The 26,771-nt window shown below is 56.3% G+C and carries 27 protein-coding genes and 1 riboswitch; of the genes, 9 read left to right on the plus strand and 18 right to left on the minus strand.

Annotation, left to right across the window (positions count from 1 at the left end; genetic code table 11):
• Nucleotides 1-53 precede the first annotated feature (53 nt).
• The 3 genes from BM205_RS18990 to BM205_RS19000 are packed head-to-tail and all read right to left on the minus strand — an operon-like array spanning nt 54 to nt 2,141.
• The gene (locus tag BM205_RS18990) at nt 54-734 is read right to left on the minus strand and encodes a DNA-3-methyladenine glycosylase family protein (protein ID WP_254783961.1); all 681 of its coding nucleotides are present in this window, start codon (nt 732-734) and stop codon (nt 54-56) included.
• Nucleotides 734-1,387 carry a DNA oxidative demethylase AlkB gene (gene alkB / locus BM205_RS18995; protein ID WP_092416428.1) on the minus strand — a complete coding sequence of 218 codons (654 nt, stop codon included), beginning with the start codon at nt 1,385-1,387 and terminating at the stop codon, nt 734-736. Before alkB ends, BM205_RS18990 begins: the two co-directional genes overlap by 1 nt.
• A gap of 10 nt (nt 1,388-1,397) precedes the next feature.
• Nucleotides 1,398-2,141, minus strand: coding sequence for a 2OG-Fe(II) oxygenase (locus BM205_RS19000; RefSeq protein WP_092416429.1), 744 nt, complete (start codon nt 2,139-2,141; stop codon nt 1,398-1,400).
• 311 nt (nt 2,142-2,452) lie between these two features.
• On the opposite strand from BM205_RS19000, the gene BM205_RS19005 reads away from it, so the two are divergent.
• Complete coding sequence (locus tag BM205_RS19005) at nt 2,453-3,658, plus strand: MFS transporter (RefSeq protein WP_092416430.1); 1,206 nt, start codon at nt 2,453-2,455, stop codon at nt 3,656-3,658.
• A gap of 297 nt (nt 3,659-3,955) precedes the next feature.
• Nucleotides 3,956-5,023 carry a 3-deoxy-7-phosphoheptulonate synthase AroG gene (gene aroG / locus BM205_RS19010; RefSeq protein ID WP_092416431.1) on the plus strand — a complete coding sequence of 356 codons (1,068 nt, stop codon included), beginning with the start codon at nt 3,956-3,958 and terminating at the stop codon, nt 5,021-5,023.
• Nucleotides 5,024-5,079: 56 nt separating this feature from the next.
• Here aroG and BM205_RS19015 read toward each other — a convergent pair whose 3' ends face one another.
• Both BM205_RS19015 and BM205_RS19020 read right to left on the minus strand, forming a co-directional pair.
• Nucleotides 5,080-5,730 (minus strand): retropepsin-like aspartic protease family protein, encoded by a 651-nt coding sequence (locus BM205_RS19015; protein WP_092416432.1) that lies wholly within the window; start codon nt 5,728-5,730, stop codon nt 5,080-5,082.
• 109 nt (nt 5,731-5,839) lie between these two features.
• Nucleotides 5,840-6,325, minus strand: a complete 486-nt coding sequence (locus BM205_RS19020; RefSeq protein WP_092358925.1) for a YajQ family cyclic di-GMP-binding protein — start codon at nt 6,323-6,325, stop codon at nt 5,840-5,842.
• 207 nt (nt 6,326-6,532) lie between these two features.
• On the opposite strand from BM205_RS19020, the gene murB reads away from it, so the two are divergent.
• Complete coding sequence (gene murB, locus BM205_RS19025) at nt 6,533-7,564, plus strand: UDP-N-acetylmuramate dehydrogenase (RefSeq protein WP_175511322.1); 1,032 nt, start codon at nt 6,533-6,535, stop codon at nt 7,562-7,564.
• A 153-nt stretch (nt 7,565-7,717) separates the two neighbouring features.
• On the opposite strand, the gene BM205_RS19030 is transcribed toward murB, so the two are convergent.
• From BM205_RS19030 to BM205_RS19050, 5 genes are all read right to left on the minus strand, one after another.
• On the minus strand, nt 7,718-8,032 hold the full coding sequence (locus BM205_RS19030) for a pyrimidine/purine nucleoside phosphorylase (protein ID WP_092416433.1): 315 nt from the start codon (nt 8,030-8,032) through the stop codon (nt 7,718-7,720).
• 38 nt (nt 8,033-8,070) lie between these two features.
• A complete protein-coding gene (gene argG, locus BM205_RS19035) occupies nt 8,071-9,405 on the minus strand; it encodes an argininosuccinate synthase (protein WP_092416434.1) in 1,335 nt (444 codons plus the stop codon).
• Between the two features lie 60 nt (nt 9,406-9,465).
• Nucleotides 9,466-10,380, minus strand: coding sequence for an ornithine carbamoyltransferase (gene argF, locus BM205_RS19040; RefSeq protein WP_092416435.1), 915 nt, complete (start codon nt 10,378-10,380; stop codon nt 9,466-9,468).
• A gap of 210 nt (nt 10,381-10,590) precedes the next feature.
• The gene (gene rsgA, locus BM205_RS19045; RefSeq protein ID WP_092416436.1) at nt 10,591-11,559 is read right to left on the minus strand and encodes a ribosome small subunit-dependent GTPase A; all 969 of its coding nucleotides are present in this window, start codon (nt 11,557-11,559) and stop codon (nt 10,591-10,593) included.
• Nucleotides 11,552-12,859 carry a M48 family metallopeptidase gene (locus BM205_RS19050; protein ID WP_092416437.1) on the minus strand — a complete coding sequence of 436 codons (1,308 nt, stop codon included), beginning with the start codon at nt 12,857-12,859 and terminating at the stop codon, nt 11,552-11,554. Before BM205_RS19050 ends, rsgA begins: the two co-directional genes overlap by 8 nt.
• Before the next feature lie 142 nt (nt 12,860-13,001).
• On the opposite strand from BM205_RS19050, the gene orn reads away from it, so the two are divergent.
• Complete coding sequence (gene orn / locus BM205_RS19055) at nt 13,002-13,607, plus strand: oligoribonuclease (protein ID WP_092416438.1); 606 nt, start codon at nt 13,002-13,004, stop codon at nt 13,605-13,607.
• 56 nt (nt 13,608-13,663) lie between these two features.
• On the opposite strand, the gene BM205_RS19060 is transcribed toward orn, so the two are convergent.
• Both BM205_RS19060 and BM205_RS19065 read right to left on the minus strand, forming a co-directional pair.
• Complete coding sequence (locus tag BM205_RS19060) at nt 13,664-14,362, minus strand: UPF0149 family protein (protein ID WP_092416439.1); 699 nt, start codon at nt 14,360-14,362, stop codon at nt 13,664-13,666.
• A 207-nt stretch (nt 14,363-14,569) separates the two neighbouring features.
• Complete coding sequence (locus BM205_RS19065) at nt 14,570-15,460, minus strand: DNA ligase (protein WP_092416497.1); 891 nt, start codon at nt 15,458-15,460, stop codon at nt 14,570-14,572.
• 122 nt (nt 15,461-15,582) lie between these two features.
• Between BM205_RS19065 and BM205_RS19070 the strand changes: the two genes are divergently transcribed.
• Nucleotides 15,583-16,575, plus strand: a complete 993-nt coding sequence (locus BM205_RS19070; RefSeq protein WP_092416440.1) for a serine/threonine protein kinase — start codon at nt 15,583-15,585, stop codon at nt 16,573-16,575.
• A 19-nt stretch (nt 16,576-16,594) separates the two neighbouring features.
• Here the strand turns inward: BM205_RS19070 and BM205_RS19075 are convergent, their stop codons facing one another.
• Together BM205_RS19075 and BM205_RS19080 are read right to left on the minus strand one after the other, a co-directional pair.
• Nucleotides 16,595-16,924: a DMT family transporter gene (locus tag BM205_RS19075; RefSeq protein WP_092416441.1), complete on the minus strand. Its 330-nt coding sequence runs from the start codon at nt 16,922-16,924 to the stop codon at nt 16,595-16,597.
• Between the two features lie 82 nt (nt 16,925-17,006).
• Nucleotides 17,007-17,903, minus strand: a complete 897-nt coding sequence (locus tag BM205_RS19080) for a LysR family transcriptional regulator (RefSeq protein ID WP_092416442.1) — start codon at nt 17,901-17,903, stop codon at nt 17,007-17,009.
• Nucleotides 17,904-18,039: 136 nt separating this feature from the next.
• Here BM205_RS19080 and BM205_RS19085 point away from each other — a divergent pair, with 136 nt between their 5' ends.
• Genes BM205_RS19085 through fahA form a run of 3 tightly spaced genes read left to right on the plus strand, consistent with a single transcriptional unit; the run spans nt 18,040 to nt 22,045 of the window.
• A complete protein-coding gene (locus tag BM205_RS19085) occupies nt 18,040-19,404 on the plus strand; it encodes an MFS transporter (RefSeq protein ID WP_092416443.1) in 1,365 nt (454 codons plus the stop codon).
• Between the two features lie 32 nt (nt 19,405-19,436).
• On the plus strand, nt 19,437-20,747 hold the full coding sequence (gene hmgA / locus BM205_RS19090) for a homogentisate 1,2-dioxygenase (protein WP_092416444.1): 1,311 nt from the start codon (nt 19,437-19,439) through the stop codon (nt 20,745-20,747).
• Between the two features lie 26 nt (nt 20,748-20,773).
• The gene (gene fahA, locus BM205_RS19095) at nt 20,774-22,045 is read left to right on the plus strand and encodes a fumarylacetoacetase (protein WP_092416445.1); all 1,272 of its coding nucleotides are present in this window, start codon (nt 20,774-20,776) and stop codon (nt 22,043-22,045) included.
• 86 nt (nt 22,046-22,131) lie between these two features.
• Here the strand turns inward: fahA and BM205_RS19100 are convergent, their stop codons facing one another.
• The 4 genes from BM205_RS19100 to lpxO all read right to left on the minus strand — a co-directional run bounded on the left by BM205_RS19100 (nt 22,132) and on the right by lpxO (nt 25,172).
• Nucleotides 22,132-22,515: a type II toxin-antitoxin system HicB family antitoxin gene (locus tag BM205_RS19100; RefSeq protein ID WP_092416446.1), complete on the minus strand. Its 384-nt coding sequence runs from the start codon at nt 22,513-22,515 to the stop codon at nt 22,132-22,134.
• A gap of 8 nt (nt 22,516-22,523) precedes the next feature.
• A complete protein-coding gene (locus BM205_RS19105; protein WP_092416447.1) occupies nt 22,524-22,706 on the minus strand; it encodes a type II toxin-antitoxin system HicA family toxin in 183 nt (60 codons plus the stop codon).
• 354 nt (nt 22,707-23,060) lie between these two features.
• Nucleotides 23,061-24,125, minus strand: coding sequence for a purine-nucleoside phosphorylase (locus BM205_RS19110; protein WP_092416448.1), 1,065 nt, complete (start codon nt 24,123-24,125; stop codon nt 23,061-23,063).
• 144 nt (nt 24,126-24,269) lie between these two features.
• The gene (gene lpxO / locus BM205_RS19115; RefSeq protein ID WP_092416449.1) at nt 24,270-25,172 is read right to left on the minus strand and encodes a lipid A hydroxylase LpxO; all 903 of its coding nucleotides are present in this window, start codon (nt 25,170-25,172) and stop codon (nt 24,270-24,272) included.
• Nucleotides 25,173-25,423: 251 nt separating this feature from the next.
• Nucleotides 25,424-25,600, plus strand: a riboswitch (yybP-ykoY riboswitch).
• A 145-nt stretch (nt 25,601-25,745) separates the two neighbouring features.
• Between lpxO and BM205_RS19120 the strand changes: the two genes are divergently transcribed.
• Nucleotides 25,746-26,750, plus strand: coding sequence for a sodium:calcium antiporter (locus BM205_RS19120; protein ID WP_092416450.1), 1,005 nt, complete (start codon nt 25,746-25,748; stop codon nt 26,748-26,750).
• Nucleotides 26,751-26,771: the final 21 nt, after the last annotated feature.

Consider the following 26,771-nt stretch of genomic DNA (forward strand, 5'->3'; position numbering starts at 1 on the left):
GCAATGCGCCGAAGGCTTGGCACTCCGAGTCTTGCTGTCAAATTCAGACAATATCAGACAGTGCCGTTAGCTGCGGGATTCTTCGGCAAACGCCACAGATACCAGGCGGCCACGGTCCGATAAGGACTCCAGGCCAGGCCGATGTCGCCGATCTGTTTTTTGGTCGGCGTCTGTTCCAGGTTTTTCAGGCGTCGATAGCCTTCGCGCACGCCGAAATCATCTGCCGGCAAAATGTCAGAACGTTCCAATGTATAGATCAGCAGCATCTCGACGGTCCAGCGGCCGACGCCGCGCAGGCTTGTCAGTCGCTCGATGAGCGCGTGGTCGCTGATTGCCAGCGCTTCTGCACGTAATGGAACAGTGCCATCCAGAGCAGCTTGTGCAATGCCGTGGATGGTCGCGATTTTGCTGGCGGAGAAACCGCAGCCACGCAATATATCGGCGGGCGTATCCAGCAGTTGCCGCGCTGTCGGAAAGGCGGTGTCGCCAAACAGGGCCAGCATGCGGGCCAGGATGGCGTCGCCGGCGCGGGCGTGCAACTGCTGGTAGGCAATCGCGCGTACTAGCGCTTCATATGGTTCGCGTGCTGGTTTGGAGGCGTGGCGGCAAGGGCCGATATGGGCTATATGCCGAGCCCAGTCGGGGTCCAGCCCTGACAGGAATTTTTCTGCGTTGCGATATGCGTTCTCTGATATATCCGCTGCGATCATGGCTGAACCTGGCAAACTCGTCATTAAGCAGCCTTGCGAAAAGTGAGGTTAATCCTTTGTCTGCCGAGCAGGGGATGTTCGGCTTCCTTCAGCGGCAGCACACCGTGATAGCGCAACCGGTCGACGCCACCCCAGACCACGACATCGCCATGGAACAGCGGCACGCGGACACTCTTGTCGCTACGCTCCTGGCCGCCGAACAGGAATATCGCAGGGATGCCCAACGATACCGAAACAATGGGGGCAGCGTAATCCTGCTCATCCTTGTCCTGGTGCAGCGACAGCTTGGTGCCCGGCTGGTAACGGTTGATCAGGCAAGCGTCTGGCTGGAAGTCATCGAAGCCAGCTTGCGCTGCTGCAGCTTGCGCCAGCTGTAAAAAGATCTCGGGCATGGGCGGCCAATTACGACCGTGTTCCGGATCGACAGCGCTGTAGCGATAGCCGCGGCGGTCGCTGGTCCAGCCGAGAGGGCCGCAACAAGTCATGGCTACCGACATGCGGAAACCACCGGGAGTCACCAGATGGCGGAACGGCGATACCTGTTGAATAGCTTCCAGTAACGGCAACAATTGCGCGACGTAAGGCGCGGCGAAACCGTGCAATACAAAAGCGTCTTGCGCTAGTTGTTGCTGGCGCTTATCGGATAATTCTTCTGGGGCGAACAAATCTAAATTCATCTAATGATCTTCATAATGCGTCATGGAAAATCACGCCTAGCGTGTGCCGTGATCCGGAGCGGATGCGGCTGACGCCATGTCGTAAATTTACCCTATAAGCGCCGCGCTGGCCTTGTACCGGACGATTATGGACGGCAAACACTACAGCATCGCCCTGGTTCAAGGGGATTACTTCGGCGCGCGATTGCATGCGCGGCCGTTGCTCTGTCATCACGAACTCGCCACCGCTGAAATCGCGTCCCGGTGCGGACAGCAGGATTGCGGCCTGGAGTGGGAAAACATGTTCGCCGTAAAGGTCTTGATGCAGGCAGTTATAGTCGCCCTCACCGTACTGCAGCATGAGCGGCGTTGGCCGCAACTGTCCTGCGGCGTGGCAGCGGGCGATGAAATCGGCATGTCGTTGCGGGAAGCGGGTGGCGATATTCGTGATTTCGTTCCAGCGGTTGGCAAGTGGCGCCAGCAAAGGGTAGAGGGCGTTGCGCAGGTCGCCGATCAGATCGGGCAGGGGGTAGCTGAAATATTTGTATTCGCCGCGGCCGAAGCCATGGCGTTCCATCACGACCCGGTTGCGGAAGAAATCGTCGCGTGGATAAAGCGCGGTAAGAGCGGCGCATTCCTCGGGTGTTATCAAGCGCGGCAGCAGTGTGCTGCCGTAACTGTCCAGATCTTGATAGGCATTTTCCCAGTCAATGCGCGTGAGCCGGTCCGCGATGGTGTTGACGTCCTGTGCGGCGTTACCGATGACGGCGCTCATCATTTGCTCCTGAGTGATTGAAACTACTCAGTCTAGACATGTTGCCTGGCTACCGCACCCCGACTCTTGCGGTCGAATCCGGTAAAAGAAATTAATTAGGGTCAGAGTCGAATTAATGCAATTCGACTCTGACCCTAATTAATATGGCACGGAGTACAAGCCTCAACACGCCATAGGTTCTATGCAGAATTTGCATTAAATTTCTTATATATTTGATTTTTAGTCAAATATGTATTGTGGTCACAGCTGTTTTTCTTTGTTTTGCCAGCCATCAAACTACATGGCGTCAAACTTCAAACAGGAAAAACATCATGCCACTCGCACTTTGGGCGCTCACGCTCAGCGCTTTTGCCATCGGTACGACGGAATTCGTTATCGTTGGCTTGATTCCAACTATTGCCGCCAGCCTTGGCGTTTCCGTTCCGTCTGCCGGCCTGCTGGTCAGCCTCTATGCATTGGGTGTTGCAGTAGGCGCACCTGTCTTGACCGCCTTGACCGGCCGCGTGCCGCGCAAACAGCTTTTGCTAGGTTTAATGGCCTTGTTCACTATCGGCAACCTGGTCGCATGGATGGCGCCGGGCTACGAAGCGTTGATGGCGGCGCGCGTGCTGACCGGGCTGGCGCATGGCGTGTTCTTCTCGATCGGATCGACCATTGCCACCAGCCTGGTGCCGAAAGAAAAGGCGGCCAGCGCAATTGCTCTCATGTTCACCGGGCTAACTGTCGCGTTGGTGACGGGCGTGCCGCTCGGCACTTTCATTGGCCAGACGTTTGGCTGGCAGTCGACTTTCCTGGCGGTGTCATTGCTTGGCGTGATCGCTTTTGCCGGTAGCTGGATCCTGGTGCCGAACAATATTGCCAGCAGCAAGCCGGCATCCTTGCTGACCCAGGCCGCCGTCCTGAAGAAACCGCGGCTGTTGCTGGTGTATGCAATCACGGCACTGGGTTATGGCGGTTCTTTTATCGCCTTTACTTACCTGGCGCCGATTCTTCAGGAAATATCAGGTTTCTCTGCTTCCACCGTCAGCCTGGTGATGCTGGTGTATGGCGTCTCGGTGGCGTTCGGCAATATATGGGGTGGCAAGCTGGCTGACAAGAAGGGCCCGATACGTGCTTTGCAGCTTGTGTTTGCCATGCTGGCGGTGGTGTTGTTCGTGCTGACGTTTACTGCCGCCAACCCTTGGCTGGCAGTCCTGACGGTGTTGGCTTGGGGCGCTTTTGCCTTCGGTAATGTGCCAGGCTTGCAGGTTTACGTGGTGCAACAGGCAGAGCGCCACGCACCGCGTGCTGTAGATGTCGCTTCCGGCCTGAATATTGCAGCATTTAACGTCGGTATCGCTCTGGGCGCCTGGGGTGGCGGCTTGATCGTTAGCCATCTGGGTTTGATGGCGACGCCTTGGATCGGCGCTATCGTGGTGCTGGCTGCGCTGGGCCTGACCACAGTGGCAGGAAGGCTGGATCGGCGCGATGGCATTGTACCCAGCGTCGGCTCCAGGCATGCGGTTGCCATGCATTGATAGCCTGGTTACTGGCTTTGGCGGCGCGGCATTGTCTTGTTGCATATAAATAACGGGGTAATACGGGCCTTGCCAAACCGCTGGAAATCCTGCACTATTGGTCTTGATTTTAATAATCCTTTACTGAAAAACATGTCTTTCGCACGCGCTTATTTCTTTTTTTACTTTAGCTATTCCAGCCCCACGGCGGTGAAAAGCGGTAAGCGTTCGTAAGTAAAGAGCAAACCGAAATTTCTAAAAAACCGCCAGCGATGGCGGTTTTTTTATACCCAGTCACTTTTGAGCCAGGAGAAAAACATGCTACGTACCGACGATCTGCGCATACGAGAAATGAAAGAACTAGTTCCACCATCCCATTTGATTCGCGAATTCGGCTGCTCCGAGAAAGTGGCGGACACTGCCGCTAATTCGCGGATTGCGTTGCATCGCATTTTGCATGGCCAGGATGACCGCCTGATGGTGGTGATCGGACCGTGCTCGATCCACGATACCAAGGCGGCGATGGAGTATGCGGGCCGTCTGGTGGGCGAGCGCGAACGTTTCAAGGGCGAGCTGGAAATCGTGATGCGGGTCTACTTCGAAAAGCCGCGCACCACGGTCGGCTGGAAAGGCTTGATCAACGATCCGTACATGGACAACAGCTTCCGCATCAACGATGGCCTGCGTATGGCGCGCGAGCTGTTGTTGAATATCAACCAGCTGGGCCTGCCGGCCGGCACTGAATTCCTGGACGTGATCAGCCCGCAATACATCGCCGACCTGATCAGCTGGGGTGCAATCGGCGCCCGTACTACCGAATCGCAGGTGCATCGCGAGCTGGCTTCCGGCTTGTCATGCCCGGTCGGTTTCAAGAACGGTACCGACGGCAATATCAAGATTGCGGTGGATGCCATCAAGGCCGCTTCGCAGCCGCATCATTTCTTGTCGGTGACCAAGGGCGGGCACTCGGCGATTGTGTCGACTAACGGCAATGAAGATTGCCATATCATCCTGCGCGGCGGCAAGGCGCCGAACTATGATGCAGCCAGTGTTGAAGCGGCTTGCAAGGATATCGCCAACAGCGGTTTGGCATCGCGCCTGATGATCGATGCGTCGCACGCCAACAGCTCGAAGAAACCGGAGAATCAAATCCCGGTATGCGCCGATATCGGCAACCAGATCGCCGCTGGCGACGACCGTATCGTGGGCGTCATGGTGGAATCGCACCTGATCGCCGGCCGCCAGGATCTGGTGCCGGGCAAAGAACTGGTGTACGGCCAATCGGTCACCGATGGCTGCATCAACTGGGAAGAAAGCGTGGCAGTGCTGGAAGGTTTGGCGGCGGCGGTAAAACAACGCCGTTTGCTCAATAGCAGCCCGGCCTGAGCCGGTAGGTAACACAGGGCGGATAGGTTATCCGCCCGCTGGTAGATCAAGCGCTGTCAAAAGCGCTTGGTCAACACCATCATCTCGCCTTCGCGCCGCATCTCAGTGCGATTCAGGAACGACATACCCAGTAGTGCGAACGGCAGTCCGGTTTCTTGCACCAGGGCATCGACCTGATTCATTTCAATATCGCCGATCTTGACGGTGTTCAGTTTCACCCTGTACACCGGCGCCGGGCCGTTGGCGGTGTTTACCATCCCCATCTGCCCCTTCTTGTAGTCAATGCCGAGCCGTACTGCATCCGATGCAGGCAGTGCGATCATGGTGGCGCCGGTATCGACCAGCATGGTCATCATGGCGCCGTTGATCTGTCCCTGCGCTACAAAATGACCTTGCGGATTGACTTTCAGGGTGACGCTGGAAGTAACGCCGGGCGCGCTGCGGCTGACGTATTCGCCGATGCCGATGACCTGGCGCTTGCCTTTGACCTCCAGAGTAGCGGTGGAGCCGTTGGCTTCCACCAGCTTTACATCATCGGTGACTTTGCTGCCAACCGCAAAAGTTTTCGGCCCGGAGCCGTCAATCGCCAGCACTGCTTTTCCCGGGAACAGGCCGACTACGCCAATATCGGCAGCTTGTACCGCATAGGAAACACAGGAAATCGAAGCAAGTAAAAACAGGCGGTTGACTAGAGCAAGCGGGCGCATTGTTGTCCGACTTTCCTGGCAAGAGGTTGAGGTAGCGCCGTCGTGCCGATATCTTGGTCAGCTGGCAACAGCAGGTGGATGATAACCCTATAAGTTGCCAAGCTACAATTTAGTCGCGGAAATTATTGAATTCCAGTGGCAAATCGGCTACTTCCTTGCGCAACATTGCCATGGCTGCCTGCAAATCGTCGCGCTTGGCGCCGGTGATGCGAACGGCGTCGCCCTGGATGCTGGCCTGGACCTTCATCTTGCTATCTTTGACGATGCGGACGATCTTCTTGGCAGCTTCGGATTCGATGCCGTTCTTGATCTTGATCACTTGCTTGACCTTGTCGCCACCGATTTTTTCGATCTTGCCGATGTCGAGGAAACGCACGTCGACGTTACGCTTGACCAGTTTCGAGGTCAAAACGTCGCGGACCTGGGCCAGTTGGAATTCAGAGTCGGCATAGGCAGTCAGGTCGCGTTCTTTCAGCTCGATGCGGGCGTCGCTGCCCTTGAAGTCGAAGCGGGTCGAGATTTCCTTGTTGGCTTGATCGTTGGCATTTTTTACTTCGACCAGATTGGCTTCCGATACGGTATCGAATGATGGCATGGTGATATTCCTTCAGTATGTTCAAACAAAGCCGGCGGGCTCAATAAGTGGCGCCGCCGTCGAGCTATGCGCATTTTAACGGACAAGAAACCCGAGATGTCGGTCTGACGGGTCTATTTCTTATATGGCAGCTTATCATTCAGCACCCGGGTTAGCGGCTGATCTTGACTGCTTACGCTTATAATCCCAATTTATAATCCCGATGCTATGACTATCTCCAAGCTTCCGTATCAATTCGATTTCTCGTTGCGCCAGCATAATACCTTTGGTATCGATGCCAGCGCACACGCCTATCTGCGGGTCACTTCGCTGGAAATGCTGCAGGTTCTCAGGTCGGATCCTGACGCCGCCCGTTTGCAGCGGCTGGTGCTGGGTGGTGGCAGCAATCTGGTCCTGACTCAGGATTTTCCGGGACTGGTGTTGCATATGTGTAATCGCGGACGGGAAATTGTCGGCGCAGACGATGATGCCGTCTATGTACGGGCAGCAGCCGGCGAAAACTGGCATGAGCTGGTGTTATGGACATTGGAGCAAGGGTTGGCCGGGCTGGAGAACCTGTCCCTGATTCCCGGTAATGTCGGCGCTGCGCCGATCCAGAACATAGGCGCCTATGGCATCGAGCTGCAAGAGCGCTTCCACGCGCTGACTGCAATCGATATGGAGAGCGGTGAAATCCTGACCCTCGATCGTAGCGCCTGTACCTTCGACTATCGCGACAGCGTGTTCAAGCACCGCTTGCGCGACAGGGCAGTGGTGCTTGATGTCACCTTCGCCTTACCGAAGCGCTGGCAGCCTGCTTTACGTTATGCCGATGTGGCGCAAGAACTGGAAGCGCGCAAATTGCTGCAGCCCACCGCGCGCGATATCAGCGATGCGGTGATTGCGATCCGTACCCGCAAGCTGCCTGATCCCTTATTGATCGGCAACGCCGGCAGTTTTTTTAAAAATCCTATAGTGACGGCTGCACAACGGAATGCACTGCTGGAACAACATCCGCAATTGGTGAATTACCTGCAGCCGAACGGCAGTTACAAACTGGCTGCCGGCTGGCTGATAGATCAGTGCGGCTGGAAGGGGAAAAACCTGGGGGCAGCGGGTGTTTATGAAAAACAGGCGCTGGTGCTGGTGAACCGCGGTGGTGCTAGCGGCCAGGATGTGGTGCGCCTGGCGCAAGCAGTGCAGGCTGATGTGATGGTCAAATTTGGCGTAACGCTGGAGCCGGAACCGATCTTTATTTGACGGCGCAAGCGAGTTGCATCTCAATGTGTCATTATTAGGTCACATAACGGCACTAAACTCCGTTATGTCTCATATCCAACACTCCCTAAAGTAATGGATTTCGCCCGTCATGCAACTGCATCACGGGCGTTTTTTTTTGCGCTTTTTTACGTTTTAGGCGTAATGGCAAACGTAGTTCACGGTTTCCAGCGTCTCAATATCGAAACTTGAGTTTGCCGGGATTTCAAAGCGCTCGCCGCCGCTGTACCGGACCCAGGCTTGCTGGTCTTTCTGGCGCACACGGCAGACGCCGCTGGTAATTTCCATTATTTCTGCAACGCCGGTACCGAAGTTCAGCGATGAAGGCAAGATGACGCCCAGCGTCTTCTTGCTGCCATCCGCAAAAACGACGGTATGGGAAACACATTTGCCGTCGAAATAGACATTGCCTTGCTTGAGGACAGTGACATTGTCGAATTGTGTAGTCATGTTGAGTTCTTTTTGAGTTTTTTCAGTTTGTGTGGATTTTATTCTGCGTCTTTATCGAGCAGCGGCAGCGACACGGCGTTGCTGGATGCCAGCAGGCCGGTGCTTTGATAGATCGCCAGCTTCTGGCGTGTATCGCTGATATCGAGGTTGCGCATGGTCAGTTGGCCGATACGGTCTTGCGGCGAGAAGGCGCCTTCGCCCTTTTCCATGGTCAGGCGATCCGGATGATAGGTCAGGTTGGCCGACTCGGTATTGAGGATCGAGTAATCGTTGCCGCGGCGCAGCTCGATCGTGACTTCGCCGGTGATGGCGCGCGCCACCCAGCGTTGGGCAGACTCGCGCAGCATGATCGCTTGCGAATCGAACCAGCGGCCTTGATACAGCAGACGGCCCAGGCGGCGGCCGCTTTCGCGATATTGTTCGATCGTGTCTTCGTTATGGATGCCGGTGACCAGGCGCTCGTAGGCGATGAACAGCAGGGCCAGGCCCGGCGCTTCATAGATGCCGCGGCTCTTGGCTTCGATGATGCGATTTTCGATCTGGTCGCTCATGCCCAGGCCATGGCGCCCGCCGATACGGTTGGCTTCCATCATCAGGTCGACCTGGCTGGCAAACGTGATGCCGTTGAGTGCGACCGGACGGCCTTCTTCAAAGCGCACGGTGACCGTCTCGCGCTTGACTTCCACGTCGTCGCGCCAGAAGGCGACGCCCATGATCGGTTCGACGATCTGCATGCCGGAGTTCAGGAACTCGAGGTCTTTTGCTTCATGGGTGGCGCCGAGCATGTTGGAATCTGTCGAATAGGCTTTTTCCACCGACATCTTGTAATCGAAACCCGACTTGATCATGAATTCCGACATTTCCTTGCGGCCGCCCAATTCCTCGATGAACTTGTCGTCGAGCCAAGGCTTGTAGATACGCAGGTTAGGATTGACCAGCAAGCCGTAACGGTAGAAGCGCTCGATATCGTTACCCTTGAAGGTGCTGCCGTCGCCCCAGATATCAACCTTGTCTTCGCGCATGGCGGCCACCAGCATGGTGCCGGTTACGGCACGTCCGAGCGGTGTGGTGTTGAAATAGGTGACGCCTGCCGTGGAGATGTGGAAAGCGCCGCTCTGCAGGGCGGCGATACCTTCAGCCACCAGTTGTTCGCGGCAATCGACCAGGCGCGCCAGTTCAGCACCGTAGGCCTTGGCTTTTTTAGGGATGGCGTCGTAGTCAGGCTCGTCAGGCTGGCCCAGGTTGGCGGTATAGGCGTAAGGAATCGCGCCTTTCTGGCGCATCCAGTGCAGCGCGGCGCTGGTATCGAGGCCGCCTGAGAAGGCGATGCCGACTTTTTCGTTAACCGGAACGGATTGCAGGATATTGGACATGATATTTCTACGTAGGTTGTTGTGACTGGGGTTGTACTGTGGTGGTGCCGAGGTTGTACGCTATTCGACTTTTCCGAGCACCAGATATTCGAGCAAAGCTTTTTGCACATGCAAACGGTTTTCAGCTTCGTCCCAGACCACCGATTGCGGGCCGTCGATCACTTCGGCCGAAACTTCTTCGCCGCGATGCGCCGGCAGGCAGTGCATGAACAAGGCATCCGGCTGGGCGCGCTGCATCTTGGCCTGGTCGACGATCCAGCCGTCGAAAGCTTTCAGGCGCGCTGCGTTTTCGTCTTCATAACCCATGCTGGTCCAGACATCGGTAGTGACCAGGTCAACGCCTTCGCAGGCATCGGACGGGTTGGCGAAAAACGTGTAGCGCTGGTTGTCGGCGGCTACTTGCGCCGGGTCGATATCGTAGCCCTTCGGGGTCGAGACATTGACGTGGAAACCGAATACCTGCGCCGCTTGCAGCCACGAATACAACATGTTGTTGGCGTCGCCGATCCAGGCCACCGTCTTGCCTGCAATGGAGCCGCGATGCTCGATGTAGGTGAACACATCGGCCAGAACCTGGCAAGGATGCTGCTCATTGGTCAGGCCGTTGATCACCGGCACCCGCGAATGGGCGGCGAAGCGCTCGATGATGTCCTGGCCGAAAGTACGGATCATGATGACGTCGCACATGCGCGACATTACCTGCGCCGCATCTTCCACCGGCTCGCCGCGGCCCAGCTGGCTGTCGCGCGTGTTCAGGTAGATGGCGGCGCCGCCGAGCTGATGCATGCCGGCTTCGAACGACAGGCGGGTGCGGGTCGAGTTTTTCTCGAACACCATCACCAGCGTGCGGTCGAGCAGCGTGTAGTGCGGTTCGTAATTCTTGAATTTGCGTTTGATCAGACGGCTACGTTCAATCACGTACTCGTATTCGTCCAGCGAAAAATCAGAAAACTGCAGGTAATGTTTGATTGCCATAAATGAAAACGGCGGCCGCTGTGGCGACTGCCGCCGATAGTTGGAATTCCATTTTTAAAACAACTGCTCAATTGCGGCATTATTTGCTGTAATAGCTGCTGCACTGCCCACTTCCCGACTACCTGAGATTGGCTTAGAAATGAAATAAGTGCTTCAATTATAAGGGATTTCAGTAGAAAAGATACCCGTCGAAAGTGGCTGTTTTGGCAATTAATACAGCTTTTGCGACGATTCATGCAACAACTGCACATACAACTGATGCCGCATCGGCGATATTTTGTTTTCCTTGACTGCTTCCAGCACGGCGCAGCTCGGTTCGGTCAGATGATGGCAGTTGTAAAACTTGCATTTGCCAAGGTAGGGCGAGAATTCGGTGAAGGCGCGTTCCAGCATGCCTTCGCTCAACTGGTACAGGCCGAATTCCTGGAATCCCGGCGAATCGATGATGTTGGCCGGATTGCCGCCCAGGCTGGTGTCAGCCACATCCATTTCATACAAGCGGGTGAAGGTAGTGGTGTGCTTGCCGGTATCGAGAGCGGCGGAAATTTCGCGCACGGCGATATCGGCGCCAGGCATGATCAGGTTGATCAGCGACGATTTTCCCATGCCAGACTGGCCGATCAAGATGGTCGACTGGCCTGCCAGCAAGGGCGCCAGCGTGGCGCAGGTTTGTTCTGGAAATGCGCGTGCCGACACTTCATGCACCGGGTAGCCGAGGTCGGCATACAGTTGCAGCCGTTGCCGTGTCTTGGCCAGAGATTCGACGATATCGGTCTTGTTCAGCACGATATGCGCGGTGACGTCGGCGGCTTCAGCTGCTACCAGCGCGCGGGAAATCAGATCGTCGGCAAAACCCGGTTCGGTGGCCACCACGATGAACAGCTGGGTGACGTTGGCGGCCAGCAGCTTGGACTTATATTGGTCGGAGCGATACAGCAGGCTGTGGCGCTCATCGATGGCTTCGATCACGCCCTGGTTGGGGGAAGTCAATTTCAACTGAACCCGGTCGCCCACGGCGACATCGCTTTTCTTGCCGCGCGTGACGCATTGCAATTTAAGCGATTCTTCACCAATTTTCCCTTGCACCAGATAGTGCCGGCCGTGGGCGGCAATCACCAGGCCGCTGCCAGCCTGGTTGCTGTGCTGTTTGTGATTGCTTTGCTTGCTGTGATCAACCATGTGCGGCCATCGGCTTATTGCTCAACTTGTCTGATAATTTATCCGTCAATTTTTTGATGCGTACCGAGGCAGGCGGGTGTGAATCGTAGAACGCGGAGTGCAGGGGATCCGGCGTCAACGTCGAGGCATTGTCTTCATACAGCTTGACCAGCGCCGCCACCAGATCGTTGGCATCAGTATGCCGGGCGGCGAATGCGTCGGCTTCGAATTCGTGTTTGCGCGAGCTGATCGACGACAGCGGTGACAGCAGAAAGGTAAAGATCGGCAGCGCCAGCATGAACAGGATCAGCGCCATGGCGTCGTTGTTGCTGAGGTCCGCCAGCAGCAGCGGATTGACGCCGAGGCCGGTGTAGAACCAGAGTTGCTGCTTCAGGTAGCCGAGCAATGCCAGGAAAGCCAGCGAAATCGCGAACATCACGACAATGCGTTTGGTAATGTGCTTGAGCTTGAAGTGGCCCAGCTCATGCGCCAGCACCGCTTCGATTTCATGCGGCGCCAGGCGCGCCAGCAGGGTGTCGAAAAACACAATCCGCTTGCCGGCGCCGAAGCCGGAGAAATAGGCGTTGCCGTGGGCGCTGCGCTTGGAGCCGTCCATCACGAACAAGCCCTTGGAAGCGAAGCCGACCCGTTTCATCAAGCCTTCGATGCGGTCACGCAAGCCGTCGTCGTTGAGCGGCGTGAATTTATTGAACAGCGGCGCAATTACGGTAGGGTAGAGCACCAGCATCAACAGCTGGAAAGCGCTGAATACCAGCCAGGCGTAAAACCACCAGAGATCGCCCGATTTTGCCATCAATTGCAACACTACCCAGATCAGCGGCAAGCCGATGGCGGCGCCGATCAAGGTGTTTTTCAGCATGTCGGTAAAGAATAGCCGGACTGTCATCTTGTTGAAGCCGAAACGAGCTTCCAGTACAAATTGCTTGTAATAGTCCAATGGCAAGTCGATCAAGCCGGAAATCGCGCCGAACGCTACCAGCAAGCCCAGTTGATAGACCATACCGGGGCCGGCCCAGTTGAATATGATGTTGGAAAGCAACTGTAAACCGCCCAATAGCGTGAAGCCTATCAGGACGGCGGCACTCACCAGCATCGAAAACAGGCCGAATTTGGTCTTGGCGACGGTGTAGTCGGCAGCGCGCTGGTGCGCAGTGAGGGGAATCTTTTCGGCGAATTCGGCCGGTACGGCGCTACGGTGGGCAAGTACGTGGCGAATTTGGCGCGAACTCAGCCAGAAGCGCACCACTAGGGTGATCGCCAGGAAAGTTACAAACAAAACTGAAAATGCAAATGAAGACATGCGGTCCCTATGTGAGAAAATAGTAGCTATTGCCGGTTTCAGGCTAAATGCAATGAAATCGCTGATCTTTCCAGGCCTACCCAAACACCGGCTATGCTGTCGGAGCTGAGTATGTCTTAGCTAAACTACCAAGAGAACAATTATGTCACAAGCCGACGATATATCCGCTACACCTGAAGCACCGCCAGTTCCTGCGGCGCCGGTGCGGCCCAACGAATTTAACCTGATCTGGGTCGATATGGAGATGACCGGACTCAATCCGGATACCGATCGCATCATTGAAGTGGCGGTTGTGGTGACCGATCCACAATTGAATATCCTGGCTGAAGGACCGGTGTTTGCGATTCATCAGGCCGACGAGATCATGGATGGCATGGATGCCTGGAACAAGGGCACTCATGGTCGTTCGGGCCTGATCGAAAAGGTGAAAGCCTCGACCGTGACGGAAAATGAAGCCGAACTGGCTCTGATCGAATTCCTGAAGAAATACGTGCCGAACGGCAAGTCACCCATGTGTGGCAACACGATTTGCCAGGATCGCCGCTTCATGGCGCGCGGGATGCCCAAGCTGGAAGCGTTTTTCCACTACCGCAACCTGGATGTATCTACCCTGAAAGAATTGTGCCGCCGCTGGAAGCCGGAACTGGCTAGCGGCTTCAAGAAACATCAAAAGCATACCGCGCTGGCGGATATCATTGAATCGATTGAAGAGCTGCGCTACTACCGCGAGCATTTCATCAAGGAATAACGCGGCATCAAGGTGACCAGGTGGATGCGCTTGGCGCCATCCACCTTTTTCCGTGTTTAGTCTTCGCTTGAGTCGATACCGCAACATTTCTTGTATTTCTTGCCGCTGCCGCAGACGCACTCGTCATTGCGGCCGACTTTCGGTTTGTCGCGCTGGATGGTGGTAACCGCCGACTTGCGGTGCGGCAGCCAGTAGCGGTAGATTTCCGGAATCGCCGCTTCTACTTCCACTGCCAGTTTGTGACGTTGCACCGGATCTTCGCGCAACGCCATTTCCTCTTCTTCCAGTTCTTCCGCGCCCAGCAAGTAGATAGGCCGCACTACCGTCGCCAGGTTGGAGTGCCAGATCGGTTCCCAGGCTTTGGCGCGCAGGTTGATGCCTTCCCAGAAACCCCAGGTCCACGCTTCGCCGTCGAGCAGGTTCTTACCTTCGTGCTCATGTTCGCAAAACAGCGGTTCGTATTCTTTCGGCGCCACTTCCAGCGTGACCGCGATTTCATTCATATAGCGCGCAATCAGGCCGACGATCTTTTCGTATTCCTTGTCGGATTTGAATTTCGGCGCGTCTTTCATCGACGGTCCCCACACGTGCGGCAGCCATTCGCCCAGCAAAACCTGCTCCGGGCCGATTACCAGCGCCGTCAGATAGCCGTGCAGGGTATCCATGGTCATGCTGTCTTCAGCGCAACGATCGGACAATAAGAAATCGTCCAGTTCGTCAAATTCTTTGTCTGAGAGGGGTTCGTCAAGGTTCATGGAGATGGCCGCTTAAATTTACGAGGGAAATGAGGATACGGATTTTACGATTGAAATGCGCTCAAGCTGCAAAATATTCGAGATGCTTGTCCGTGGGCAATCATTTGTCCTGTGAAAGTCTACATGAAGGTGCGGCAAAATGCCGCTATAGCCATTGACTGGCTCTTAACAAACCAGATTGAATGATCTTATATCAAATCAAAGCACCTACTGCTCATACACCCGCATGAAACTGGCGAACCTTGGTATACCGCCAGGAGTCAGGCCGCGGTAGCGGTAAGTTACCTGGCTTCCCAGCGCCGGCGGCTGGCGCCGCTGTGCGTCGGTGAAGCCGCTGCCGAGCTTGAAGCGCAAGCCGCCTGGCGTTTCCACCTGTAACGCGCCCAGCATCCCCTGGTATTTTCCCTTGCCTGGAATATGGCCGATGACCTTGGCTTCCGCATCGTCGTGGATTTTAACTTTGAGAAGGTCATTGCTGCGATACCCACGGTAAGGCGAATCACCTTTATGCAACATCAATCCTTCACCACCTTGTTTGACGATGTGTTCAAGCATGCTTTGCAAGGCCGCATGGTCGTCGACCTTGATTTGTTCGACTGCAACTACCCATGGCACGGCAAGTTTGGCGATCACGCTTTGCAATGTAACGAGACGCTGGTCGAACGTGCCGCCATGGGCCGGCAGATCGAACACCATGAAACGCATCTTGCGCCAGGCTGTATCGTCCGGTGCCTGGCGGCGTATGGTGGAGACCGCGTGATGGAACTGCTCGCGGCCGGCCCACAGCTCGCCGTCCAGCGCCATTTTCGGCCAGTTCGCGGTGAACCAGGCAGGTGCGAATATTGGCTGACCGCGGCGCGTCAGCAATTTTTCGCCATCCCAATAGCCGCGCGCGCCATCCATTTTTTCGCTCACCCAATATTCCGCGAAATTGACGCCGGGACGGTAGGAGTTGGCAAGCATTAGCGCTGGCGGGATGTCGTTCGCCGCCACCAGCGGCGCTAGTGCCAGCAACGTCGCCAATGTGCCTGGCACCACCAGGCCCAGTGTGCCGATAATGTTGAAAAATGTTTTTTTGATCGAACCTGGCGAGAGCATTGTCATGACGGCTGCTTGATAAATTGTTGTTTTTGAAATTTATCATCAGGCATTGGCAAGCAACAATGTCATTACTGCCTAACCTTCCAAAAAAAGTAAGCCGCTGGCGTTTACAATGCGGGATGAATACATCGCCTCCCGCATCATTTTCGACCCTGACCCCGGACACCGTACTGGACGCGCTCGACAGCATCGGCCTGCATGGCGACGGCCGCCTGCTGGCGCTCAACAGCTATGAAAACCGCGTGTACCAGATCGGCATGGAACAAGGGCCGCCGCTGGTGGCGAAATTCTATCGGCCGCAACGCTGGAGCGACGCCGCCATCCTGGAGGAACACGGCTTCGTGCAAGAGCTGGTCGAGCGCGAAATTCCTGTAGTGGCTGCGTGGGCGGCGGAAGACGGGCGTACCCTGCATCAATTCGATGGTTTTCGCTTTGCGGTGTTTCCACGCCACGGCGGCCGCGCGCCGGAGCTGGAAGATAGCGCCACGCTGGAATGGCTGGGCCGTTTCCTCGGCCGCATCCACGCAGTCGGCGCACTCAGCAATTATCAACACCGGCCGACATTGGATATCGTCAGTTTCGGCGAAGAACCTAGCGCATTTTTACTGGCTAACAATTTCGTGCCGGAAGATTTGCTGGAAGCTTATCGCAGCACCGTGACCCAGGCCTTGCTGGGCGTGCGCCGCTGTTTCGAACGCGCCGGCAGTGTCGGCGCCTTGCGCCTGCATGGCGATTGCCATGGCAGCAATGTGCTGTGGACGGATGCGGGGCCGCACTTTGTCGATTTCGACGATAGCCGCATGGGGCCGGCGGTGCAGGATTTGTGGATGCTATTGTCCGGCGAGCGCAGGGACATGGTGCAGCAAATGGGCAGCTTGCTGGCCGGCTATGAAGACTTCTGCGATTTCGATACGCGCGAGCTGTACCTGATCGAAGCCCTGCGCACGCTGCGCCTGATCCACTATGCAGCCTGGATAGCGCGGCGCTGGGACGACCCGGCTTTCGCCGTGGCCTTCCCGTGGTTCAATACCCAGCGCTATTGGCAGGATCGCGTGCTGGAATTGCGCGAACAGATCGCGCTGATGGATGAACCGCCGTTATGGCAGACCTGAACGCGGTCGCGGCAGAGATTTAGTGCGCTACCGACTTGGAGAACACGTTCAACACCAGCACGCCGGAAACAATCAAGCCGATGCCGATCAGCGCCGCTGCATCCAGGCTTTGCTTCAGGAACAGCCAGCCGACCAGGGCGATCAGCGCAATGCCGATGCCCGACCACATCGCATAGACGATCGCCACCGGCATCGTGCGCAATGTGAGCGACAGGAAGTAGAAGGCCGTCAGGTAGCCCGTCACCACCGCAATCGACGGCACCAGCCGGGTGAATTCGGCGCTGGCTTTCAAGGCACTGGTGGCAATCACTTCGGCGACGATGGCGATCAATAGATAGACCCAATGCATGACTTCTCCTGGCTAAAAATAAAACATAGATTAAATAAAACGTAGATAAAGCCAAATTCTGAAACTACACAACCCTGAAACGCTAGTCGATAGCCGCAAACAGCTCCGTAACGAAATCGACAAATACCCGTACCTTGGCCGACAGCTGATGGCTCTGGTGATACACCACCGATACCGGCGGCCCGGGTGTCGCCCAGTCTGCCAGAACCGATGTCAGGAGACCATCGCGAATCTGTGGATTCAGCGAGAGCGTCAGCAGCTGGACGATGCCGGCGCCGCTGCTGGCGGCATGGATCAGTGTTTCCGCGTGATTGATGGCGATATTGCCGGGCGGCGCCCAGCTGAATTCTTGCTTGCCCTTGCTAAAGGTCCAGGGGACGTTCTGGCCACTGTTAGGGTGAACGAAAGCCAGGCAACGGAAACTGCTTAGGTCCTGTGGCGTCTGCGGAGTTCCGTAACGCGCCAGGAACTCCGGTGAAGCGCAGCACAGGTTGCGGGTTTGGTAGATACGGCGCGCTACCATGCTGGAATCTTTCAGCTCGCCGATCCGTATCCAGACATCGCCGCGTCCCTCCACCATATCGACCATGCGGTCGCCGACATTCAACCTGATCGACAAATCGGGATACAGGGCAGTAAAACGCTCCAGCGCCGGCGCCAGGTAAATGCGGGCAATCACGGTGGGCACGTCGACGCGCAAGATACCCTGCGGTGTCACGCGCCGGCCCTGCAATGCGTCTTCCAGTTCGGTCATGTCGCCCAGCAAGCGTTGCGCGCGCTGATAACAGCTATGGCCATCGTCGGTAAGGGAAATCTTGCGGGTGGTGCGGTTCAGCAGGCGCACCCCGAAATGCCGCTCCAGGGCGGCAATGTGATTGGTGATGGTAGCGTTCGACATCTCCAGCTGTTCAGCCGCGCGGCTGAAGCTGTTCAGTTCTACCACCTGGCAAAATACTCGTAACGAATCCAGCCTGTCCATGATGATGATTTTATATTATTTAGATTAATTAAAAAATGATTTTAATTTTTGCCTATTTTTCTGAATATTAAAAAGGATGATAATGCCCAAAACCAGATCGTATTAATACGGCGCCAACATTTACCTGGAGACACGCATGGCCATTGCGACGAAGTATACGAACAGTAGCCCGATAGATATTCCCGCCCTGATCGACCGCAGCCGCATCGGCGGCTTCCAGATCGTCATGCTGACCCTGTGCGCCATCTGTTTGATCATCGACGGTTTCGACGTCCAGGCCATGGGTTATGTGGCGCCTGCCATCATCCAGGAGTGGGGCATCGCCAAGGCCAATCTGGGGCCGGTGTTCGGCGCCGGCTTATTCGGCATGCTGGTGGGCTCGCTCTGCTTCAGCATCCTGGCCGACCGCATCGGCCGCCGCCCGGTGTTGATTGCCGCCACTTTGTTCTTCGCCGCCTGCATGTTGTTGACGCCCATGGCTGGCACCGTCGGGCAACTCATCGTACTGCGCTTCGTGACCGGCCTCGGGCTGGGTGCGATCATGCCGAATGCGATGGCGCTGGCGGGCGAATACAGCCCTGTGCGCAAGCGGGTCACCTTGATGATGCTGGTTTCGTGCGGCTTCACCTTGGGCGCAGTGCTGGGCGGTTTGCTGTCGGCGGCATTGATCCCGCGCTTCGGCTGGCAATCGGTATTCCATGTCGGTGGCATCGTGCCGTTGGTGATCGGCGTGCTGATGATCTTCCTGTTACCGGAGTCGATGCAGTTCCTGGTGTTGCGCGGTAAGCGGCTGGAACAAGTCGGCAAGTGGCTGCGCCGCATCGATCCTGCGGTCGTGATCAATCAAGACACGCGCTACGTCGTCAACGAAAAAGCCGGCAAGGGTGCGCCGATGCTACAGTTGTTCCAGGAGGGCAGGGCCAAGGTCACGATCCTGTTGTGGATCATCAATTTCATGAACCTGGTGAATCTGTATTTCCTGTCGAACTGGTTGCCGACGATTGCCAAGGATGCTGGCCTGTCGACCGCCACCGCGGTAATGGCCGGCACCACCCTGCAGATCGGCGGCACGCTGGGCACTCTGATCATGGGACAACTGATTGACCGTTCCGGTTTCCGCCGCGTGCTGATCCCGGTATTCCTGATCGCCGGTGTCGCGGTGGCGTTGATCGGCCGTCCGGAAATCTCGTTGCTGTTCCTGTTTGCCAGCATCTTCGTTGCCGGCTTTTGCATCGTCGGCGGCCAGCCTGCGGTGAACGCGCTGGCAGGTACTTATTACCCGACTACATTGCGATCCACCGGCATCGGCTGGAGCCTGGGCATAGGCCGCATCGGTTCCATCGTCGGCCCGGTGCTGGGCGGTGAGTTGATCCGCCTGAACTGGCCGAACAGCAGCATCTTCATCTTGTTGGCCGTGCCGGCGCTGGTGTCGGCCGTGATGCTGATGCTGATGCAAGAGACTTCACAACGTAAGGCGGCGGATGCGGTCATTGCGCATTAGGATAGATAAGAACTTGAACCAAGGATAAACCCATGGAAAACATCAACACGCTCCGTTACCAGTCCGGATTTTGCAATGACTTCGCCAGCGAAGCCTTGCCGGGCGCTTTACCGGCGGCCCAGAATTCACCGCAGAAAGCGCCTTACGGCTTGTATGCGGAACAATTATCCGGCACCGCATTTACGACTCCACGTGCGCACAACCGGCGCTCCTGGCTGTACCGGATCCGGCCGGGCGCAATGCACCACGCATTTGAAAAATCCCCGCTGCCTTTGTTGGCCAGCGGCCCGTTCACCCAGGTCGATACGCCGCCCAACCAGCTGCGCTGGAATCCGCTGCCATTGCCGGCCGACGATCAGCCCACCGATTTTATCGATGGCATCGTCACCTTTGCAGGCAACGGCGACGCCGTAGCGCAGGTCGGGATTGCGATTCATCTGTACGTGGCAAATCGCTCCATGCATGACCGCTTCTTTTACGATGCCGACGGCGAGTTGCTGGTCTTGCCGCAAGAAGGACGTTTGCTGGTCAGGACCGAACTCGGCGTGCTGGAAGTCAAACATGGCGAAATCGTGGTGATCCCGCGCGGCATGCGTTTCAGGATCGAACTGCCCGATGGCAGCGCGCGCGGTTATATCTGCGAAAACTACGGCGCCGCTTTCCAATTACCGGAGCTAGGCCCGATCGGCGCCAACGGCCTGGCCAATGCGCGCGATTTCCAGGCGCCGGTGGCGGCCTATGAAGATCGCGAAGGCGAGTTCCAGTTGCTGGCCAAATTTGGCGGTCAGCTGTGGGCGGCACGCATCGATCATTCACCATTGGACGTGGTGGCCTGGCATGGCAATTACGCGCCGTACAAATACGACCTGAGCTTGTTCAACACCATCAACACAGTCAGCTACGATCATCCCGATCCATCCATCTTCACGGTGCTGACTTCGCCTTCGGATACGGCCGGCACCGCCAATGTCGATTTCGTGATTTTCCCGCCACGCTGGATGGTGGCCGAGCATACCTTCCGGCCGCCATGGTTCCACCGCAATATCATGAGCGAATACATGGGCTTGATCCATGGCGCCTACGACGCCAAGGCCGACGGCTTCACACCCGGCGGCGGTAGCCTGCATAACTGCATGACCGGCCACGGCCCCGATGCCGCAACGTTCGATAAAGCTTCCAATGCGACGTTGGCGCCGCACCGCATCGACAATACAATGGCCTTCATGTTTGAAAGCCGCTACGTGATTCATCCCACGCCCTATGCACTGGCGACGCCGCATCTGCAGAAAGACTATCTGCAATGCTGGCACGGTTTGAAAAAGAATTTCAACGGTCAACCCTGATGTAACAAGACAAGAGAGAAAAAGATATGATGCAAGCTAACGATCCCGCACTGAAATCATTCATCCCGACCCCGGCGGAGTCGCATTTTCCAATCCAGAACTTGCCGTTCGGCGTGTTCAGCAACGCCGCCGATCCCGCGCCGCGTGTCGGCGTCGCCATTGGGGATCAGATACTGGATCTGGCTGCGGTGGCCGAAGCCGGTTTGCTGAGCATCAGCCCCGGAGTATTCCGCCAGGCCAGTTTGAATTCCTTCATCGCACTAGGCCGTGCGACCTGGCGCAGCACCCGCGCCGCTATCAGCGCACTGCTGCGTGATGACAACCTGCAACTGCGCGATAACCAGGCCTTGCGCGCCAAGGTATTCGTCGCTCAGGATCTGGCCAGCATGCATCTGCCGCTGGAAATTCCGGGCTATACCGATTTCTATTCGTCGAAAGAACACGCCACCAATGTCGGCTCGATGTTTCGCGATCCGGCCAATGCGTTGTTGCCGAACTGGTTGCATATCCCGATCGGTTACAACGGCCGCGCCAGTTCCGTCGTGGTTAGCGGCACGCCGGTGCAGCGTCCAAAAGGACAGTTGAAATTGCCGGACGCCGAGGCTCCGATTTTTGGCGCCTGCCGCAAGCTCGATTTTGAACTGGAAACCGGCTTCATCATCGGCCAGCCGAACGCGCTGGGCGAACCGATCGACATCGCCAATGCGGAACAGCATATTTTCGGCATGGTGCTGCTCAACGACTGGAGCGCACGCGATCTGCAGCAGTGGGAATATGTACCGCTGGGACCGTTCAACAGCAAATCCTTCGCTACCTCGATTTCGCCGTGGGTAGTCACCATGGACGCGCTGGAGCCGTTTCGTGTCGCCAGCCCGGTGCAACAGCCGGAGCCGTTGCCGTACCTGCAGCAGAGCGGAAAAAATGGCTATGACATCACGCTGGAGGTAGCGCTCACACCTGGTGAGAACGCTGCAGCGCAAACTATCTGCCGCACCAATTTCAAAGCCATGTACTGGACCATGGTGCAGCAACTGACGCATCACACCATATCCGGCTGCAACACCCGCATCGGCGACCTGATGGGCTCAGGCACTATCAGCGGCAGCACGCCGGATGCCTTCGGCAGCTTGCTGGAGCTGACATGGAACGGCAAGAATCCGCTGACGCTGGCAGATGGCAGCCAGCGCAGTTTCATCCAGGATGGCGATGAGGTGGGGATGACGGGCTGGTGCCAGGGCGATGGTTATCGCGTTGGTTTCGGTGCGGTCAGCGGCAAGATATTGCCAGCACGGGGCTGATAAAAATACGGTAGTACTCTATGAGCAATTCCAAGCGGATTGCTCATAGTCGATCCGATTCGACATGGTAGCGATATTCATCCTGTCTATTGAGCCATCGCTTTCAACGCAGCCTGAGCCAGAAAGCCGGACCGTGTCATCTGATGCGACTTGGCGAAAGCATCGATGTCACGCAACAGACTTTCCGGCAATGAGATATTGAGGCGTACAGGCTTGGTATTGATTTTTGACCGGTCAATATTGACCAACATCCAGTAGCCATCAGCATAGTCTGCCGCGTCTTTCCATTTTTCGATGGATGATGCTTCAGGGATATGCGCCTCACCCTCGTACATGGTTTCTGCTGCTTCCTGGGCCTTTGCCGGGAGATCATTCAGTTCGTCTGCAGCTGTAAAGACGCCAGGAAGATCCGGAAAGCTGGCGCCGTAAGCGCTATTGCTGTCCTTCCATACATACAGTGGATATAACATTCTCTTCCTCATTTCAATTCGGCTTGTTTCAAGATGCTTTCAGCTGTTCCAACAGGCAGGTCTTTCTTCGGATGCGGAACAACCACAGATTTACCGGTAACAGGGTGGCGATACTTGTGATGACTGCCGCGAGTGGAGATGTGTTTCCAGCCGCCTGCTTTTAGTTGCTTGATAATGTCTGCGCTATTCATGGTATTTTACACATAACTACACAATTTATCGGGAATATTGTGTAGGTGTGTGTATTTATTGTCCGTGGTGAGTTGCTGTGCATTGACGACAGCACGTTCCCGGCCGGTCAGGAGCGTCATATCGTGTTCGGGAAGATTTCAGCGGTGAAGTGTGGGGAAGAACAGGCTTTTACAGTAGTGGCAAAAGCCTGAAAAGCAGCTTCGGATTAGTTGCCGAATTACGTGTTTCCCCCGCATGGCGGAACTGCAGAGCGAAAAAAAAAGCCGCTCGAGGCGGCTTAGAACGACGTACGCGCAAGCCTTACGCTTCCGGTACGGTAGTGAACCGTGGCGGGGCGTTACTCTCTCAGCGACTCAACGGCGCGGCACGCTATCCCGCCATTCACCCCAATGCGTCACGATATCCTGCACCAGCGGATTCCCGGCACGATACAGATTTTCAGTTGCCGGCACGAAGCCGCCCTGATCCGCGTAGTTGAGCAGATTGTCGGCGCTGGTCTGTCCTTGATACGGACGATCGAAATCCGATCCGGTACGCAACGCAGCCACGCGGTTCAGGTCAACCCGCTTGATGCTCGATGCACGCTTCAATGCCTCAAAGGTTGCATTGTCTTCCTGCGCCGTCATGCAATACACCCCCTTGTTGTCGGTCAGGATCTTGGTCCATTCGCGCGCGCGCTCACCTAGCAACGTGCCTGACCACCAGGTATTGCCGGATGCGATATCGCACTGAACTACCGACGGCGGCTGATTCGCCGGCGCGTAACTGAACTTCGAGCGGGCTATCTGCGCCTGCGCGCTATCGGCCAGCACAACGTTGCGCGAGAGGGCGAATGCGGCGTCGGCCAGTTTCGGATTCAGCTGGAATACTTCGTTGCGATAATCAAGTGGTGGTTTCTCGCTCGGGCTCTTGGTGTTGATGCCGAGATAACCGGTTTTCCAGCCGGCCGGAATCTCGCGTGCATCCAATTCCCACTGAATGCCAAAATCGACCAGATATTTGGCCCACGCCGCCGAACCGACGGTGCCGCGCGCAGGATCGACGCCGGCAATGCCGGAGATCAGGAAATAGGTGTGGCGCAGATCGAAACGCGACGAGAACGTCAGCGCCATGATCGACGCCGATGCATTGGCGTAGCCCATGCCCGTTGTGACTACGCAGACATCTTGTTTGTTGCAGTTGACGTTGGGATAGTCTGGCGACAGGCCCGGCACGGAAACGGTTTTCCAAGGGCCGAGGCGATCCAGCCACGCCTGGCCTTCGGGGCCGAACATGGTAATGATCATCACCTTGACCGGGCGGTTTTGCGCATTCGATTCAGCCAGCGCGTCGCCGCCGCGGTCCTGTGCGATCGACGGACCGGTGGCGCAGGCAGCAAGCGATAGAACGGCTGTGGCAATAAGCGAGCGAGTCATCATGGGTTTTCCTCATGCAAAGTGGAAACGATAGTCTACCTGTGAAAGTCGCTTATTGTTACTGCAATGCAATATCGGTTGCTTATATGCCAGACATGAAAAAGCCGCCAGAAGGCGGCTTAGTCACATGCATCAGGGACTGGCGACTCAAAGATAAATGATGGCCAGCACAACGCCGATAATCAGGCCGAATTTGATGCACATATACAGCGGCTTGCTGAATTTCTTCAGGGCGCGCCGATATTGGCCGGCAGCCCAGACAAAACGGAACAGCTTGTTGATGCCGCCGGTTTCATCTCCGGTTTCGTTGGGCGATGCCGCCGCGCTCATCATGTGCCGGCCGAGCCAGCGGTTGATCGCTTGCGCCCAGCGGTAACGCATGGGGCGTTCGATGTCGCAAAAAATGATGATGCGATTGCTGTCGCAACCGTTTTGCGCCCAGTGGATAAAGGTTTCGTCGAACACCACACCTTGGCCGTCGCGCCAACTGTAGCGTTCCTGATTGACCTCGATGAAGCAGCGATCGTCGTTAGGTGTGACCAGGCCCAGGTGATAGCGCAGCGAACCGGCAAACGGATCGCGGTGCGGATTCAGCGTGCCGCCGGGGGCCAGTTCGGCGAACATCGCCGCCTTGACGCTTGGCGTACGGCGCAGCAGGGCAACGGTCTTGGGGCAAAACTGTTCAGCCGAGGGATGGCTGGCGTCATACCATTTCAGGTAGAAGCGTTTCCAGCCGGCTTTGAAGAAAGAGTTGAAGCCGGCGTCGTCATTTTTTTCTGCGGCGCGGATTTTTTCCAGGCCGATCAGACCCTGTGCTTCGTCGCGGATGGTTTCCCAGTTGTCTTCCAGAATCTTGAGATCGGCAAAGGTGCTGGTCGGCAGGTAAGGCGTATTGGTAGGCACCTTGGAAAACATGTACATGAAGATGTTGAGCGGCGCCATGATCGACGAATGGTCGAATATCTGCCGGAAGAAGGGCAGGCGCGCCTTGCCGCGAAAGTGCACGTACAACACCGATAAAATAAAAATACTGACTACTGCCCATTTCATAAAAATGTGCTCCGTTTCAAAAAATGGCTGGTCACCGTTGCGTTGCAGGCACGTGCCTGGCGCGTCATATGGTGAGGAAAAAGAATGTGATATTGCCAACTAAAATCAGGTCAACCGCCATTTTATCCCTTTTGTGACTTGTAACTGTGATCTTGCGGCGTTTGTTAACCTGGTTGGTTGCTGCAGGGAACGTCGCGGAAGCGTATTGCCAACATTGCCTCATATAATATTTCGATGTTAATATTGCGCTTCCTTAGGGGAGTAGCCGCCTTCGTTTCTTTCGAAGAGCACATGTCAACATACTTGGCGCTGTACCAAATTTACGCCATGGCATGCGCGACCGCACGGTTTGGCAAGACCTATGGTGCTTCTCTTTACCCGGCCGGGCGAAGGTGTTGCGCCATTCGTCAGTGCCCGGCCCTCAGGATTTCCTCTCATGCTTATTTACCTCCGATGGCAGCGTCAATGTTCTGCTGCAGCCAGCTTTGCTAAACTATTCGTCGTCTCGTCTTCATCATCATTTTCTTCACCAGTTTCATCTGTATCCCTGATTTTTCCTGCAGGAGCACGCGCATGATGCTCAGCGTTGCTCTGTTACTCGGTTCTGCCGTAGTGATTTATCTGTCTTGCGAGTATTTCGTCAATAGCATCGAATGGGTCGGACGCCGGCTGGGCATTGCGCAAAGTGCCGTCGGCACGGTGTTGGCGGCGTTTGGTACTGCGTTGCCGGAAAGCGTCGTGACCTTTGTCGCCGTGGTATTCGGACGCGATGCGGCGCACCGGGAAATCGGCGTCGGTGCTGCGCTGGGCGGGCCGCTGGTGTTGGCGACAATCGCCTATGCGGTGGTCGGCCTGATGTTCATCCTGAATCGTAAAAAACTCGGCACCATCCTGCTGTCGGCCAGTGCTGCGCAACGGCTGAGCCGTGACCAGGCCTGGTTCATCGGTATTTTTGTGGTCAAGGTCGGTCTCGGCCTGGTGGCGTTTGCCATCAAGCCTTGGCTGGGTGTGTTTTTCCTGCTGGCCTACGGCGTATATATCTGGGGTGAAATGCGCAAGGAAGAAGATGCCGATGCCGAAGTGCATGACCTGGAACCTTTGAAATTCCGGCCGCACGATCCGCAACCGGGAATTGGCTGGGCCTTGCTGCAAACCTTGGTGGCGCTGGTGGTGATTTTCCTGAGTTCCCAGTTGTTCGTACATCAGCTGGGTGATATTGCGCCTTGGCTGGGTATTTCACCGCAACTGGCTGCGCTCTTGCTCAGCCCGATTGCTACCGAGTTGCCAGAGATCCTGAATGCGGTGATCTGGGTCAGGCAGGGCAAGCAAAACCTGGCTCTGAGCAATATCAGCGGCGCCATGATGATCCAGGCGACTATCCCGACCGCGCTGGTATTGATCTTTACGCCGTGGATGCTGGGCCCGCCATTGATCTGGGCCGCAGCCGTGACGATGATGTCGATGTTCGGTTTGTATATCCTGCTGCGCAAGGGGATGTTGACCGCTGGCCGTCTGGCTATCTTCGGCTTGTTGTATTTGCTGTTTGCTGTCGGGCTGGGATTTATCGGCGTGCATTGATTGCCTTTGACAAAGCCGTTG

The organism is Collimonas sp. OK307 (assembly GCF_900113705.1).
In the GTDB taxonomy this organism is placed as follows: Bacteria; Pseudomonadota; Gammaproteobacteria; order Burkholderiales; family Burkholderiaceae_D; genus Collimonas.